General features: G+C 58.1%; 17 protein-coding genes. 11 read left to right on the forward strand and 6 right to left on the reverse strand.

Going from position 1 to position 13919, the window contains the following annotated elements; genetic code table 11:
• Positions 1-95: 95 nt before the first annotated feature.
• Positions 96-314, forward strand: coding sequence for a glycine zipper 2TM domain-containing protein (locus BLL52_RS16770; RefSeq protein ID WP_075587803.1), 219 nt, complete (start codon positions 96-98; stop codon positions 312-314).
• Between the two features lie 4 nt (positions 315-318).
• A complete protein-coding gene (locus BLL52_RS16775; protein WP_173861783.1) occupies positions 319-1221 on the forward strand; it encodes a hypothetical protein in 903 nt (300 codons plus the stop codon).
• A gap of 38 nt (positions 1222-1259) precedes the next feature.
• On the opposite strand, the gene BLL52_RS16780 is transcribed toward BLL52_RS16775, so the two are convergent.
• Positions 1260-1544 carry a sll1863 family stress response protein gene (locus BLL52_RS16780; RefSeq protein ID WP_075587805.1) on the reverse strand — a complete coding sequence of 95 codons (285 nt, stop codon included), beginning with the start codon at positions 1542-1544 and terminating at the stop codon, positions 1260-1262.
• A 242-nt stretch (positions 1545-1786) separates the two neighbouring features.
• Here BLL52_RS16780 and BLL52_RS16785 point away from each other — a divergent pair, with 242 nt between their 5' ends.
• Together BLL52_RS16785 and BLL52_RS16790 are read left to right on the forward strand one after the other, a co-directional pair.
• Positions 1787-1996: a CsbD family protein gene (locus BLL52_RS16785; RefSeq protein WP_075587806.1), complete on the forward strand. Its 210-nt coding sequence runs from the start codon at positions 1787-1789 to the stop codon at positions 1994-1996.
• A 40-nt stretch (positions 1997-2036) separates the two neighbouring features.
• Positions 2037-2447 (forward strand): PRC-barrel domain-containing protein, encoded by a 411-nt coding sequence (locus BLL52_RS16790; RefSeq protein WP_075587807.1) that lies wholly within the window; start codon positions 2037-2039, stop codon positions 2445-2447.
• A 121-nt stretch (positions 2448-2568) separates the two neighbouring features.
• Here BLL52_RS16790 and BLL52_RS16795 read toward each other — a convergent pair whose 3' ends face one another.
• Together BLL52_RS16795 and BLL52_RS16800 are read right to left on the reverse strand one after the other, a co-directional pair.
• Complete coding sequence (locus BLL52_RS16795; protein WP_241839268.1) at positions 2569-3840, reverse strand: PQQ-dependent sugar dehydrogenase; 1272 nt, start codon at positions 3838-3840, stop codon at positions 2569-2571.
• A gap of 202 nt (positions 3841-4042) precedes the next feature.
• Positions 4043-5515 (reverse strand): class II fumarate hydratase, encoded by a 1473-nt coding sequence (locus BLL52_RS16800; RefSeq protein WP_075587809.1) that lies wholly within the window; start codon positions 5513-5515, stop codon positions 4043-4045.
• 196 nt (positions 5516-5711) lie between these two features.
• Between BLL52_RS16800 and BLL52_RS16805 the strand changes: the two genes are divergently transcribed.
• The 3 genes from BLL52_RS16805 to BLL52_RS16815 all read left to right on the forward strand — a co-directional run bounded on the left by BLL52_RS16805 (position 5712) and on the right by BLL52_RS16815 (position 7093).
• Positions 5712-6263 (forward strand): NADPH-dependent FMN reductase, encoded by a 552-nt coding sequence (locus BLL52_RS16805; protein WP_075587810.1) that lies wholly within the window; start codon positions 5712-5714, stop codon positions 6261-6263.
• A gap of 26 nt (positions 6264-6289) precedes the next feature.
• Complete coding sequence (locus BLL52_RS16810; RefSeq protein ID WP_075587811.1) at positions 6290-6562, forward strand: DUF2789 domain-containing protein; 273 nt, start codon at positions 6290-6292, stop codon at positions 6560-6562.
• A gap of 165 nt (positions 6563-6727) precedes the next feature.
• Positions 6728-7093, forward strand: coding sequence for an alternative oxidase (locus tag BLL52_RS16815; protein ID WP_083634021.1), 366 nt, complete (start codon positions 6728-6730; stop codon positions 7091-7093).
• Here the strand turns inward: BLL52_RS16815 and BLL52_RS16820 are convergent.
• Together BLL52_RS16820 and BLL52_RS16825 are read right to left on the reverse strand one after the other, a co-directional pair.
• Positions 7080-7991 carry an OmpA family protein gene (locus BLL52_RS16820; RefSeq protein ID WP_075587813.1) on the reverse strand — a complete coding sequence of 304 codons (912 nt, stop codon included), beginning with the start codon at positions 7989-7991 and terminating at the stop codon, positions 7080-7082. The two genes, BLL52_RS16815 and BLL52_RS16820, sit on opposite strands and share 14 nt — an antisense overlap.
• 43 nt (positions 7992-8034) lie before the next feature.
• A complete protein-coding gene (locus BLL52_RS16825) occupies positions 8035-8409 on the reverse strand; it encodes a DUF4398 domain-containing protein (protein WP_075587814.1) in 375 nt (124 codons plus the stop codon).
• 317 nt (positions 8410-8726) lie between these two features.
• Between BLL52_RS16825 and BLL52_RS16830 the strand changes: the two genes are divergently transcribed.
• Entirely contained in the window at positions 8727-9479 is a 753-nt protein-coding gene (locus BLL52_RS16830) for a GDSL-type esterase/lipase family protein (RefSeq protein ID WP_075587815.1), read from the forward strand.
• Between the two features lie 158 nt (positions 9480-9637).
• Here BLL52_RS16830 and ggt read toward each other — a convergent pair whose 3' ends face one another.
• The gene (gene ggt, locus BLL52_RS16835) at positions 9638-11422 is read right to left on the reverse strand and encodes a gamma-glutamyltransferase (RefSeq protein WP_075587816.1); all 1785 of its coding nucleotides are present in this window, start codon (positions 11420-11422) and stop codon (positions 9638-9640) included.
• A 489-nt stretch (positions 11423-11911) separates the two neighbouring features.
• Here ggt and BLL52_RS16840 point away from each other — a divergent pair, with 489 nt between their 5' ends.
• The 3 genes from BLL52_RS16840 to BLL52_RS16850 all read left to right on the forward strand — a co-directional run bounded on the left by BLL52_RS16840 (position 11912) and on the right by BLL52_RS16850 (position 13897).
• Positions 11912-13150, forward strand: a complete 1239-nt coding sequence (locus tag BLL52_RS16840) for a tyrosine-type recombinase/integrase (protein ID WP_075587817.1) — start codon at positions 11912-11914, stop codon at positions 13148-13150.
• Positions 13147-13587 (forward strand): hypothetical protein, encoded by a 441-nt coding sequence (locus BLL52_RS16845; protein WP_075587818.1) that lies wholly within the window; start codon positions 13147-13149, stop codon positions 13585-13587. Before BLL52_RS16840 ends, BLL52_RS16845 begins: the two co-directional genes overlap by 4 nt.
• 118 nt (positions 13588-13705) lie before the next feature.
• Positions 13706-13897, forward strand: coding sequence for a helix-turn-helix transcriptional regulator (locus tag BLL52_RS16850; protein ID WP_075587819.1), 192 nt, complete (start codon positions 13706-13708; stop codon positions 13895-13897).
• Positions 13898-13919: the final 22 nt, after the last annotated feature.

Below are 13919 nucleotides of genomic sequence, written 5' to 3' on the forward strand. Positions count from 1 at the left end.
AGACCGTGCACAAGCACCCACAATGAGCATTCGCCCATGAAAGCCTGAAGGTTTCCATGATTGGATTTACTTTTGTTTGTCTGGAGAAATTAGCCATGAAATTGAATACCCCTTTTAGCGCCGGTCTGTCGGCTGTGGTGCTGGTCGTGTCCCTGGGTCTGGCCGGCTGCTCCGGCATGACCCGTCAGGAAAAAGGCACTGCAACCGGCGCCGTCATCGGTGGCGTCGCTGGCAATGTGCTGGGTGGTGGTTTGCTCGGCACCGGCGCTGGTGCAGCGGTGGGCGGTGTGATTGGCCACGAAGTCACCAAGTAAGCTTGTGAGTAAAACAGCGCGGGCGGTCAGCCAACTGAGCTGCCTGGCCGCGCTGGCTCTGGCCTCCTGCCTGGGAACCGCACTGGCGCAACAGAGTTCAGACGCCGCGCAGCGACTTCGGACACAACGTTCCGCGCTGGACGCGCAGCTCCAGCACAACGCCTTTAAAAGTCCGCTGGTGCTGGTGTCTACCGAAACACCCCAGGGCCTGCGCGGCGACATGTATGCGCTGATGGACTTCCCGTTTGCCACCATCAGCAGCGCGTTACAAGACCCGCAGCAATGGTGCGAGGTGTTGATCCTGCACCTCAACACCAAGTATTGCCATGTCGTCGATGGCGCGCAGGCGAGCCTTCTGAATGTCAACATTGGCAGCAAAACCCCCCAGACACTGAGCCAGTCCTCGCGGGTGGCTTTGGCCTACACCGTGTCAGCGACCCAGACAGACTATTTTGAGGTGCAACTCAATGCGCCAGATGGCCCGATGGGAACCAGCGACTACCACATTGCCCTGGAAGCGGTAGCGCTGCCAGCAAACCAGACTTTTTTGCACCTGACCTACGCTTACAGCGCCAATCTGGCGGCCCGAATGGCCATGCAGGTCTATTTGGGCACCGTGGGCAGCGACAAAGTGGGCTTCACCGTATTGGGCGAATTACCAGACGGGCAGCCCATCTGGATCGACGGCGTGCGCGCGGTGGTGGAGCGCAACACCATGCGCTATTACTTGGCCATCAACAGCTACTTGGTGACGCGCCAGCAACCACCCGCCAAGCGTTTCGAGGCCAGCCTGCAAAACTGGTTCAGCGCCTCAGAGCGTTTTCCGCAGCAACTGCATGAAGTAGAACGGCCCGCCTATCTTGAGATGAAGCGGGCCGAACATCTGCGCCAGCAAACGGCGCAGTGAACGCGCGGTGGACTGGGCCCACCACGCGCTGTGGTGCGTCAAACCTGTGACTTGAAGTAGCGAAATGAATGCACAAAGGCGTCGCGCACTTTGTCCATCTCGGCTGCCATGTTGTCCCAGGTGGATTCGGTGCTGGCCTGCATTTCGGCGAGCTTGAGCTTGGCCTTCTCGGACTGAAGGTGCAGCTTGGCCATCTCCGCCTTGTAGGTGTCGCGCACATCTTCGCGGGCCTCTTGGGCACGGGCTTCGAGCTTGGCCATTTGGTCGTTCAAGTCATCGAGTTGATGTTTCATTTTGGTTATGTAAGCGTCGCGTGTGGTCATGATGTGTACTCCTGGTTAAAAAAACTGGGGGGCTGCGTACGTCACTGCCTGGCTGAAGTCAGCTTAAGTTGCACGGCATGACAGGTCGGTGCGCTGGCACACCCTCGCCGCATAGCGAGCCTCGGCGCATGGTTGGTGTGTATGCCAACGCACCGACCAAATACCGCGCCTTGGCTATTCTTGGTGCAGAGTCTGCATCAGACTCGTGTTTGAAGTTATTCACATCCTTAAAGGGGAACATCATGAACAAAGATCAAGTCAAGGGCACGGCAAAAGACATGGCTGGCAAGGTCCAGGAAGCCGCCGGCAAAGTGATAGACAGCAAAGAACAGCAAGCTAAAGGGCTGAAGAAACAGGCAGAAGGCACGGCGCAAAAGGGTTATGGCGATGCGAAAGAAGTCGCCAAGGATGCACGCGATTCGGTGAAAGCATCAGTCAAGTCGCACTCCTGAGTCGGCACAGCCGTCTCCCACGCAACAGAAGGGAACACCGATGAACTATGTAGAACGCGACAGTTTTGGCATGTACGCTGTGGCTGACAGCGGTGGCCCCGGCCCCCGGTTGATGGGGGCAGACACCCTGTTGGGCAACGCTGTTTTCAACCGCCAGGAAGAAGATTTGGGCAGCGTCAAAGAGATCATGCTGGATGTGCGCGCGGGTCGCATCAGCTACGCGGTGTTGTCGTACGGCGGCCTGCTGGGCATTGGCGATAAATTGTTTGCGGTGCCCTGGGCAGCGCTGACCCTAGACACCGACAACAAACGTTTCACGCTGGACGTGACCAAGGACCGCTTGGAGCGCGCACCAGGTTTTGACAAGGACAACTGGCCCAACATGTCTAACCAGGAATGGGCCAAGGATCTTGATGACTATTACGGCACACAGCCAACACCATCCCCGTAACCGGGAGACTGACAGCACCTGATACTCAGGATGCTGTCAATTGATGCTTAAACGGCGTCTTAAACACTACAAATACTATAGCTGTCAGCGCTTATATTTAAAGGGCTTGAAGCCTATTTGGCTATAAACCCTGACCACTGACGCGCCACACCACATTGCCGACATCGTCGGCCACCAGTAGCGCACCTTGTTTGTCCAGCGCCACACCTACAGGCCGTCCCTGCGCTTTGCCGCCGTCGCTTAAAAAGCCGGTCAACACATCCACCGGATCACCGGCAGGTTGACCACTTTTGAACGGCACAAAAATCACCTTGTAACCGCTGTGCGGTCGACGGTTCCATGAGCCGTGCTGGCCAATGAACATGCCGCTGGCAAAAGCTGCCCCTAACGTGTTGCCACTGGCATCTGCCAGCCCAAGTGACGCGGTGTGTGCGCCCAGCGCGTAATCTGGCGCAATGGCTTGTGCCACCAGATCAGGGCGCTGCGGCGTGACCCGCGTGTCAACGTGCTGGCCGAAATAGCTGTAGGGCCAGCCGTAAAAGGCACCGTCGCGCACCGAGGTTAAAAAGTCGGGCACCAGGTCGTCGCCGAGTTCGTCGCGTTCATTCACCACCGTCCATAAGGCCTGCGTTTCTGGCTCCCAGGCCAGGCCGTTGGGGTTGCGCAGGCCGGTAGCAAACAGGCGGTGGCTGCCGCTGGCGGCGTCCACCTCCCAAATGGCAGCGCGCTCGGCTTCTACTTCCATGCCGCGTTCAGCCACGTTGCTGTTGGAGCCGACGGTGACATACAACTTGCTGCCGTCGTTGCTGGCAATCAGGTTTTTGGTCCAATGGTGGTTGATGGGGCCGCCAGGCAGAACGACTAGCTTGGTGCCTGCGGCCATGATGTTGGTGGCACCGTCGGTGTACGGAAAACTCAGCACCGCGTCAGAGTTGGCCACATACAGGGTCTGCCCAACCAGCGCCATACCAAAGGGTGAGTTCAGCCCGTCCAGCAGCACTGAGCGCAAATCGGCCACGCCGTCGCCGTTGCTGTCGCGTAACAAGGTGATGCGGTTGGCGCTGGTGACGGTGGCACCGGCGCGCTTCATCACCAACCCCATGATCCAACCTTTGATGCCTTTGCCGTCTTCGGGTTTGGGTGGCGCATTGGTTTCTGCCACCAGCACATCGCCATTGGGCAGCACGTACAACCAGCGGGGGTGATCCAGGCCACTGGCAAAAGCAGTGACGCGCGTGCCGGGTGCGGGGGTGGGCGCGGCGTCTGCGGGCCAGCCGATGGCGGGCGCAATGTTTACCGTGGGAATCAACGAATGCTCAGGCGCTGGCAGTGTGGGCTGAGCACCAAAACCTACATCGGCGCTGTGTGCCAGCATCTGGCTGCAGACCAACATAACGGCCAATAAAACACCGGCTGACCGATTCAGTCTCGGCATGGACGGCGGCTGAGAAACAGCGAGGAATGTCATACAACAGGCTCCTGGAGCGGATGAGTGGCGCATGGTTCTTCCCTTAAAAAAAGCCACTTTAAGGTGGCGTAGCGACCCCGTCGGTGGGCTGGCGAACACACGGCCCATTGCGTGGCAGGTGACAAATTCACACACCTTGAGAAGGTGCGGTTGGTTCGGCATGTGCGGCAAGTGCGCCAACCATTTGGCGTGCGTCCACCCAGGCATCAAACTGCTCGGCGCTGACCGTGCCCAGTGCCAGCGCGGCCTCACGTAATGTGGTGCCGTGGCTTTGGGCGTGTTTGGCAATGGCGCCAGCGCGGTCGTAGCCAAGGTGCGGCGCCAACGCTGTGACCAGCATCAGCGAGCTTTGCACCAGCGCGTCCACCCGCGTCTGGTTGACCGCGATGCCCACCACACAAAACCGGGAGAAGCTGCGCATGGCGTCAGCCAGCAGGCGCAGGCTGTCGAGTGTGTTCAGGGCGATCAGCGGCTTGTACACATTGAGCTCAAACTGGCCTTGGCTGGCGGCAAAACTGATGGCCACGTCATGCCCGAGCACCTGGGCGCAAACCATGGTCAGCGCCTCCACCTGCGTTGGGTTCACTTTGCCGGGCATGATGGAGCTGCCGGGCTCGTTTTGCGGCAGCGTCAATTCACCTAACCCGGCGCGTGGCCCGCTGGCCATCAGGCGGATGTCGTTGCCGATTTTGGTCAGGGCCATGGCCAGCATCTTCAAGCTGGCATGCAGAGCCACCAGCGCTTCATGGCCGGCCATGGCGGCAAACAGGTTGTCGGCCTGGCGCAAGGGCAAGCCCAGCCGCCTGGCCAGCGTCGCGCACACCCGGGCACCAAATTCCGGATGGGTGTTGATGCCGGTGCCCACCGCGGTGCCACCCATGGCCAGGGCGTGCACTGCAGCCAGCGCGAACTGCAGGCTGTCCTGGCAAAGCTGCAGTTGCGCAGCGTAGCCACCGAGTTCCTGGCCGAATGTGACCGGTGTCGCGTCTTGCAGGTGGGTGCGGCCAATTTTCACTACCGATGCAAAGGCCACCGCTTGGGCTGCCAGAGCGGCGCGCAATTCGTCCAGCGCGGGCAGCAACTGCTGCTGGGCAGACACGGCCACTGCGATGTGCATGGCGCTGGGGAACACATCGTTGGAAGACTGGCCCAGGTTGACATCGTCATTCGGGTGCACCGACCCGCCGCTGGTTTTACCCTGCACCAAAGCCTGCGTAGCCAGCGTGGCAATCACCTCGTTGACATTCATGTTGCTTTGGGTGCCGGAGCCGGTTTGCCATGCTGAGAGCGGAAACTGGTCATCGAACGCACCGCGGGCCACCTGCTCTGCCGCATGGCAAATAGCTTGCGCCTTGAGCGGCTCTTGCAACTGCAGATCGCGGTTGACCTGCGCAGCAGCCCACTTGATCCAGGCCAGGGCGTGAATGATGCCCAGCGGCATTTTTTGCTCACCAATGGCGAAAAAATGCAGGCTGCGGGCGGTCTGCGCGCCCCACATCACACCGGCAGGCACGCTGACCGTGCCAAAACTGTCAGAGACGGTGCGCGCCCGCGCGTCGTCAGGGGTAAGGAGCGCGGGTGACGGACTGACTGAGGGCATGGCGGACGACCTTTCATAACAAACAACAATCCTAAGGGGCACGTCCATCATCAAATGTTCGCCAGCACACGCAGACAGTCGCGAGGTAACGGTGAAGCCGTGCCAGCTGGTGGTCATGGTTGATGCCAAGGTGCGCTAGCGCACTGTCACCAAGCAGGGTGCGACGCAAACTGGCTTTCTTTTTCTGGAGAACGACATGACCCAGTTTCATATCGCCGTCATTGTGGGCAGCCTGCGCCAGGATTCATTCAACAAAAAACTCGCGACGGCGCTCGCCCGGCTGGCACCCGCGGATTTCACCTTCAAGCAGCTCCAGATTGGTGACTTGCCGCTGTACAACCAGGACGACGACGGCCATCAGGCGGCGCCGGTGCTTAAGCTCAAGTCAGACATCAAGGCGGCGCAAGGGCTGCTGTTTGTCACGCCTGAATACAACCGTTCGTTTCCCGGCGTGCTTAAAAACGCGCTGGACCATGCTTCGCGCCCCTATGGCGATAGCGCCTGGGACGGCAAACCGGCAGGGGTGGTGGGGGTGTCGGTTGGCGCCTCCGGCACGGCCATGGCCCAACAGCACCTGCGCAATGTCCTGGCCTACCTCAACGTGCCGACCCTGGGCCAACCCGAGGCTTTTATCCAGGCCAAAAATGGTCTATTTGACGAAGACGGGGGCATTGGAGAGGACAGCAAAAAATTCCTGCAACGCTGGATGGACCAGTACGTGGCCTGGGTCAGGCAACACGCAGCGTAAGCAGCACAATCACAGGAGACTAAATCATGAATACCACCCCACCCCACTTTGGCGCGTTATTTGCGCAACTTGGCCTGCCCGACGACGATGAGAGCATTGCGGCGTTTTTGGTCAAACACAGGTCGATGGCACGCAACGTGCGACTGCCAGACGCGCCTTACTGGAGCGCCTCTCAAGCCAGTTTTTTACGCGAAGCGTTGACTCAGGACGCCGAATGGGCGGTGGTGGTGGACCAACTCAGCAAAGCGCTGGAGGACCCCGAAGTCACCGAACAAACTAGGTCATTGGATGACTCTTAACATGCGCTAACACCTCAAGGAGATTTTTCACGTTCAGCGTCATCGCGGCTACCGACACTCGGTTCTGCCTGAAAGATTGGGAAACCCGCCGCCCCGATGCCATCCAAGCATGAAGGCTGACGTGCTGGGCGCTGCCCGACATCATTCACCGACCTGCTTTAGCGACTGGTTTGCCTACAGACTGGTCAGGTTCATGCGGTTTATAGCTCCACCGAGTATCTGGCGGGGATAGACAACGGCGCCAATGAAAATGTGCCAGCACCACAGGTTGCCATCGACTACTGCAAGCCCGAACCAGGTACCTTGTTGCGCGATGTCATTGTTTTGATGCGGGCGGATGAGGCCAACCACCGCGATGTCAACCACCAGTTTGCTGATGAACTGGCAGGCACACGAAGAACAACTTCGTCTTCAAGGTCCGTTAAGCGGCGCCTGAGGTGTCTTGCCGGGCCAACCCTACATGAGCCTTGCACAAAATATGTCATGGCAAGGCCAGTGGATTGGCCCCAGACAAGGGTCAGCGCGGCATGATGCGACCGGTTTCGTCAGACAGAACAATTTCAACCCGGCGGTTGAGCTGGCGGTTTTCCTCGGTGTCATTGGCCGCCACCGGGAATGACTCACCATAGCCACGGATGGCCACACGGTTTGGCGCAACGCCCATCCCTCGTAACGCGGATTGCACCGCACCGGCACGGCGCTCGGACAAGGCCTGGTTGTAGCCTGCAGCCCCGGTGCTGTCAGTAAAACCTTCCACCAGCACATTACGCTCTGGGTTGTTTTGCAGTACGGTAGCAAGCTTTTGTGCGGCGGCCATACCGTTGCTGGTCAGGCTGGCCTTATCGAAACCAAACAAGACGTCATTCATGGTGATGACCATGCCACGCTCAGTCTTTTTGGCAGCCAAGTCAGCCAGCTGCGCTTCCAGCTGGGCGTTGCGTGCCTGGGCAGACACGGCAGCGTCTTGCGCCAATGCTGTCTGCTGTCTGGCGTTGGCGGCATCCGCTTGGGCAACCACAGCGCCTAGCGCCGCTGCATTGGCGCGAATTTGTGCGGCGTTGGCTTCGTTGGTACGCTGGTTCAGCAGCAGTTGATCACGCTGTTTGCCAGCGTTGGCTATCTCAGCCTCGGCCACCTTGCGTTTGGCGACTTCCTGCGTCAGGGCAATTTTTTGCCGTGCCAAGTAGGCCAGTTTGTCAATGTCGGCATCGCTCTCGCGATCAGTGGTTGCGGTTTCGGCTTTGGCCATGGCATCGCTGGCCTGCTTCATCTCCATCTGCGCATAGGTCGCCACGTTGGGGCTGGATTGGGCGGCGCGGTATTCAACCCGCGTCTGGTCCATCAGCGTGGTGGCCTGGGGTGTGGAGCCGCAGGCTGCAAGCAATGCTGCCACGGCCACAACAGTGGCGGTCAAAGTTTTGTTTTTCATAAAGGTGCCCGGTAAATTTGGGTGAGGTGCGAACCAAGTGGTTTTAAAGATTGCGCTCAAGCTCTATGCGCAGCACGCGAATGTCTTCTTGCAGCGCATCAGCTGCCGCCTGTGCTGTGGCAGAAGTGGACTTGGCTTGAGCCAACTTGGCATCAGCTTGAGCCTGGGCGGCCAGTTCACGCGCTAGTTTGTAGTCTTTGTCGGCCATGGCTTTGTTGGCCAGTGCCATCTTGGAGCGTGCGGCGGTCATCTCAACAGGTGCGTATTCCACGCCACCCGCGCCGACCGCATTTTCTACGGCTGCCTTGGAAACCGCTACATCAGCGGTTGCAGGGGTTTTCAAATTGCTACAACCCACTGCTAGCATGGCCGAAGCACTGAACAAGGCCGTAAGCCAGCGTCTTGAATTTGTCGTCATTGTTTCTCTCCTGTAAGTTCATCAAGTGCACGATCACTCTTGATGGCCTCAGTTATAGGTTTGCAAGTGAGACGGGTCTGTTCGCTGGCACACGATGCCGTGGGTCGCTGAAAAAAACCTAAGCAGTGCGTGCGGTCAATGACATCCCCCTACTCGGTTTGCGCGCCAGCGCACTGACAGCACACCAGACTTCGCAGATGCTAGGCACCACATGCTGGGAAATTCGCTGGTCTATGTCGACGTGAACCTTGCGATGACCAATCTCATTCAACGAAGGACTTGAAAATGCTTCATTCGCTGATTTCCGGAGCCAAACCATGAAACCCCGCCGTCCTCCCGTGCTTCTTGCCCTGTCCGTCATCGCTGCGCTGGCGGTGCTGGGCGAGTCAGGGCGCGTTGCTTGGCGCATCTCGCAATCGGCAGAGTTGGCCCGCCAGAGCGAACCTTTTCAGGCTTCTCCGACGCAGCCCGTGGCAACGCTGCTGGTCGCAGGCGACAGCACTGGCGTCGGCACCGGGGCTTCATCACCGGCGCAGAGCCTAGCCGGCCTGATCGCCATCGATCATCCGCTGTTACAAATCGTCAATCGCGCCAAAGACGGTGCCAAATTCGCCGATATCGCCAGACAGCTGGAGGCCTTGGGCGACCAGCGTTTTGATGCGATCCTCGTCTTGGGCGGCGGCAATGATGTGATTCGGTTCACCGGTCACAAAGCGCTGTCACAGGCGGTGGTGCGCACTGCGCAACTGGCAAGCACGCATGGCAAGCTGGTGGTCATCATGCCCTCGGGCAACGTCGGCAATGCGCCCTTCTTTTTCCCGCCCTTGTCCTGGCTGATGGCGCAGCGTTCGCGTCAGCTGCACAGACTAGTGCGCGAAACCGCTGCGGACAACGGCGCGCTCTATGTCAACCTGTACAAGGAAAAGGCCGAAGACCCGTTTGCGCAGCGGCCGGTTGAACTCAATGCCAGTGATGGCCTACATCCCAGCGATGCCGGCTACCGCGTCTGGTATTCAGAACTCAACGCGCAGGCGGATTTTTCCAACCGACTGGCCGCACGCGGGCGCTGAGACTGGCGCTGAACTTGGCGTCGGAAACGAAACCAAGGCTTTAGGCGCCGCCGTAGGCAAAACGCACTTGACCTCGATGGCGCCTTGAGACTCGGCAGGAGCAGACTCCATACAAAGAGGCGCTCATGCCAAGGCGCCCGAAGCGCCTTTGGCTGAAATCAATAGCCCAGCGTCTTGCCGTCGGGGTTACGCGGATCTGAATAGCCGTACAGCATGCCGCCTTGAAGCCCAATGGTCTGTGTACGGCCCATCGATGCTTTGACAGCGATCTTGTGCCCGCGCTGCTTGAGCAGGGCCAGCGTGTCGGGCGACAGGCCTTTTTCTACGCGCAACTCGTCCGGTGTCCACTGGTGGTGCACACGCGGCGTGGCAGCGGCTTCGGCGGGGTTCATGCCAAAGTCGATGGTGTTGACCACCGTTTGCAGCACCGTGGTGATGATGCGCGCGCCACCAGGACTACCGGTAACTAGCGCGGGCTTGCCGTCTTTCAGAACCAGCGTGGGTGTCATTGACGACAAGGGGCGCTTTTTAGGGGCCACGGCGTTCGCGTCGCCACCGACAAGGCCATAGGCATTCGCCACACCGGGTTTGGCAGAGAAGTCGTCCATCTCGTTGTTGAGCAGAATGCCGGTGCCCTTGGCCACAATGCCGCTACCAAAGTTGGTGTTGAGCGTGTAGGTCACGGCCACCGCGTTACCGGCTTTGTCAACCACCGAGTAGTGGGTGGTCTGGTCGCTCTCATACGCCTGGGGCTGCCCCGGCTTGATGGTCTTGCCCGAACGCGCCGTGTTGGCGTCGATGCCCTTGGCCAATGCAGCCGCGTAGCGCTTGGACGTCAGGCCCTTCAGGGGAATTTTCACGAAGTCGGGGTCGCCCAGGTATTCTGCACGGTCGGCGTAAGCCAATTTCATGCTCTCGGCCATGTAGTGAATGGTTAGCGCGCTGTTCGGGCCCCATTGAGCCAGCGGCAGGGGTTCGAGCATGTTGAGGATTTGTACCAGGTGTGGGCCGCCCGAAGAGGGTGGCGGCATGGTCACAATTTCATAACCCCGGTAGGTGCCGCGTGTGGGTTCGCGCTCCGCCACTTTGTACTCGCGCAGGTCTTGCAGTGAGAGAGCATTGGCGTGCAGCGCCATTTCTGCGGCAATTTTTTGGGCGATGTCGCCCTCATAAAAGGCCTTGGCGCCCTGCTGACCAATCAAACGCATGGACTTAGCCAAGTCTTTTTGCACCAGTGCATCACCGACCTTGAGCGGTTCACCGTTCTTCCAGAAGATGTCGCGCGTGGCGGGCCACTGGCCCATGATCTTCTTTTCTTGCTGCAGGGTTTTGGCGAGCGTTTCGCTCACCGGAAAGCCCGACTCTGCCAACGCGATGGCAGGCGCTATCACCTTGTCCAGTGGCAGGGTGCCCCATTTCTTGAGTGCATGCTCCATGCCAGCCACCGTGCCAGGCACCCCGACCGCGTAGTGGGTGTACAGCGATTTGCCATCCACTACATCGCCCTTGGCATCAAGGTACATGTCGCGGCTGGCCTTGATAGGGGCTATCTCGCGGAAATCGAGGGCGACGCTTTTGCCAGTTTTGGCGTCGTACACCATCATGAAGCCGCCACCGCCAAGGTTGCCTGCATTGGGCAGAGCGACGGCCAGTGCAAAGCCAATGCCGACAGCAGCGTCTACCGCGTTGCCGCCAGCTTTGAGCATATCAAGACCGATTTTCGACGCCAACTCTTGCTCGGTGGCGACCATCCCATTCTTGGCCACCACCGGGTGGAACACGTCCATATCAAAGTCATACGCGGCAGCTGCTGCCTGTGCCGATACGGTTTGCTGGACCGCAGCGGGCGCTGCGGTGACAGTTGGCGAGGTGCTGCTGCAGGCAGTCAGGCTAGCCAAGGCCAGCGCAATACTGCTGGTGAGCAGGGTATGGCGAATGTGCATATTGAGTCTCCTTTTGTTGGTGTGCTGTGGTGCAACGGGATGAGGTGGTTGCCCACCGCACGCAGTTTAGACCAGCCCAAGGTGGAGGTCACCACAAAGTTGGATGCCACTTGGGATCAGTGATTTCCAGCGATGCAAGCCGGATTTGGCTGTCAATAGAGCGCCGGGAGATGAGGCGCATCCAGAAGATCAGCCATGCCAATCTGTTGCGCTGGCGCTGGCACTCACGAAGACAAGACCGCAGCGGGACTTGCACCCCCAGGTGTGCGCCAAAATTGGACGCGCATGAAAAAGCCCTAAGTAAATCAATTACTTAGGGCTTTTATTTGGCGGAGCGGACGTCCACATTTTTAGCGTCTAAGGTAGTCTCATAAAGTATCGTAAGCCATTGATTCACAATGACAAACAAACAATTTGATACCAATTTAGATTACCTGTTGTCTTATTCAATCCTATCATTTATGATGGGAACAACGATAGGACAACAAAATGCCAAAAAAAGCTAAAGAGTTATCAGCACTTGAAATCAACCGACTGACAGCACCCGGCATGGTGGCTGTAGGCGGCGTTGCCGGGCTGTACATGCACATCAATGCCAACGGCGCTAAGTCTTGGATTTTGCGCGCTGCTGTTGGCACCAAGCGCCGGGATATGGGACTAGGTGGCTTTCCTGATGTAACGCTCGCTGGCGCAAAAGAACGCGCGCGCGCTGCACGTCAAGCCATTGATCAAGGTGTTGACCCTATTGCAGAGCGCCAGCAGGCCAAGAGCGCCCTATCTGCCAAGCAAGCCACCGCAAAGACATTCGCGCAATGCGCTGTGGAATACATCGAGCGCCATCGTGACACCTGGGCCAATGCAAAACACGCTGCACAGTGGTCAAGCACACTCGAGACATACGCTAACCCGGTTATGGGAAAGCTGCTGGTGAGTGATGTTGCGCAGGCGCACGTTTTGAGTGTGCTTGAGCCGGTATGGAAAACCAAGACAGAGACAGCAACACGTTTGAGAGGCCGCATCGAAAAGGTGTTGGACTATGCCACTGTTCGCAAATACCGCAGCGGCGAGAATCCGGCACGCTGGAAAGGTCACCTAGAGCAACTGCTACCAGCACCAAACAAGATCGCAAAAGTCGTGCATCACCGCGCGTTACCAGTTGACGCTATTGGCGCATTCATGGCGCAACTGCGCAAACAACCCGGCACCGCTGCAAAAGCACTTGAGTTCGCGATTTTGTGTGCATCACGTTCTGGTGAAGTGCGACTCGCTACATGGGGCGAGTTTGATCTTGGCGCAAAGATTTGGACGATACCCGCAGAGCGCATGAAAGCAAAAGTTCAGCATCGCGTACCGCTGAGCGAATCGGCAATGCGAATCCTGAACGAGCATTCAAAACAAGCAACACCTGATGCCCTGCTGTTCCATGCGGCGTCTGGCAAACCGCTATCAGATATGACATTGACCGCGCTAACCCGCCGCATGGGGGTAAATGCAGTACCGCATGGCTTCCGCAGCACGTTTCGCGACTGGTGCGCGGAGTGCACCAACTACCCGCGCGACTTGGCAGAACAAGCCCTCGCCCATAAGCTGGAAAACAAGGTCGAGGCCGCATACCTGCGCAGCGACGTTCTGGAAAAGCGCCGCACACTGATGCAAGCTTGGGCTGACTATTGCGACCGCGCAACCGCTGATGCCAAGGTAGTCCAGTTTCGGGGGGTTGCAGCATGATTTCCATCGGTGCTGCACAGCTAGCAGAGCGCGACCTATGGGATCAAAAGCTAATGCAGGGCGACTGCGACCTGGAGGCCGCCCTAATGATGGTTTTGCACATTGGAGCGCCAGCATCACCCTACCTAATCGCACGGCTTGAGCAAGCGTTTATGAGCTACCGCGACGGCTTGTTTGATGATCTGGCTACTCCCTTTGGGTGTGCAATTAATCAGCGCGAAAAGCAGCGCGAAAAGCATGAAACGCACCGCTCAAACGTGAAATTTCATGTTCAATCATTCAGTGAGCAGGGCTACCCGCTCCTGAATCCAAATAACTACCCTGAAACTGAATCAGCTTTCACAAAAACCGCTGATCTATTGAAAACCGTTACCGCTACAACAGCATTCGATATTCATTACGACCGAGACACCAGAAAGCGGAAAGCACGTAAATAAATGTTGTTGTTGGGTGCAATTTAGTTTTTTGCGCTCAATTTTCAAGAGGTTGATGCCCTTTCAGAATCGCCGTCATACCGCAGTCAAAAGACAACGCGGGGTTATTTGAAAGTGACTTATGTCGCAAATCTTGAATCAGTCGTATCGGCCAAAGCAGGCCGCCGAATTACTTGGCATCGCGCCTGCAACCCTGTGGCGCTGGATTAAAGAGCGCCCCGACTTCCCTAAACCAAAACGTCTTAGCGCACGCTGTACCGTCATTGATGGCGCTGAGCTTGTCGCATGGCGCGATGCACAGGGCAAACCCTAATATGACACCGACTGAAAACGTC

The sequence above is a fragment of the Rhodoferax antarcticus ANT.BR genome (assembly GCF_001938565.1).
Taxonomy (GTDB): domain Bacteria; phylum Pseudomonadota; class Gammaproteobacteria; order Burkholderiales; family Burkholderiaceae_C; genus Rhodoferax; species Rhodoferax antarcticus.

Coding starts and splice junctions, on each gene's coding strand:
- BLL52_RS16770 (WP_075587803.1), top strand. CDS start 96: ATGAAATTGAATACCCCTTTTAGCGCCGGTCTGTCGGCTGTGGTGCTG.
- BLL52_RS16780 (WP_075587805.1), bottom strand. CDS start 1,544: ATGACCACACGCGACGCTTACATAACCAAAATGAAACATCAACTCGAT.
- BLL52_RS16785 (WP_075587806.1), top strand. CDS start 1,787: ATGAACAAAGATCAAGTCAAGGGCACGGCAAAAGACATGGCTGGCAAG.
- BLL52_RS16790 (WP_075587807.1), top strand. CDS start 2,037: ATGAACTATGTAGAACGCGACAGTTTTGGCATGTACGCTGTGGCTGAC.
- BLL52_RS16795 (WP_241839268.1), bottom strand. CDS start 3,840: ATGTTGGTCTGCAGCCAGATGCTGGCACACAGCGCCGATGTAGGTTTT.
- BLL52_RS16800 (WP_075587809.1), bottom strand. CDS start 5,515: ATGCCCTCAGTCAGTCCGTCACCCGCGCTCCTTACCCCTGACGACGCG.
- BLL52_RS16805 (WP_075587810.1), top strand. CDS start 5,712: ATGACCCAGTTTCATATCGCCGTCATTGTGGGCAGCCTGCGCCAGGAT.
- BLL52_RS16810 (WP_075587811.1), top strand. CDS start 6,290: ATGAATACCACCCCACCCCACTTTGGCGCGTTATTTGCGCAACTTGGC.
- BLL52_RS16820 (WP_075587813.1), bottom strand. CDS start 7,991: ATGAAAAACAAAACTTTGACCGCCACTGTTGTGGCCGTGGCAGCATTG.
- BLL52_RS16825 (WP_075587814.1), bottom strand. CDS start 8,409: ATGACGACAAATTCAAGACGCTGGCTTACGGCCTTGTTCAGTGCTTCG.
- BLL52_RS16830 (WP_075587815.1), top strand. CDS start 8,727: ATGAAACCCCGCCGTCCTCCCGTGCTTCTTGCCCTGTCCGTCATCGCT.
- ggt (WP_075587816.1), bottom strand. CDS start 11,422: ATGCACATTCGCCATACCCTGCTCACCAGCAGTATTGCGCTGGCCTTG.
- BLL52_RS16840 (WP_075587817.1), top strand. CDS start 11,912: ATGCCAAAAAAAGCTAAAGAGTTATCAGCACTTGAAATCAACCGACTG.
- BLL52_RS16845 (WP_075587818.1), top strand. CDS start 13,147: ATGATTTCCATCGGTGCTGCACAGCTAGCAGAGCGCGACCTATGGGAT.
- BLL52_RS16850 (WP_075587819.1), top strand. CDS start 13,706: ATGTCGCAAATCTTGAATCAGTCGTATCGGCCAAAGCAGGCCGCCGAA.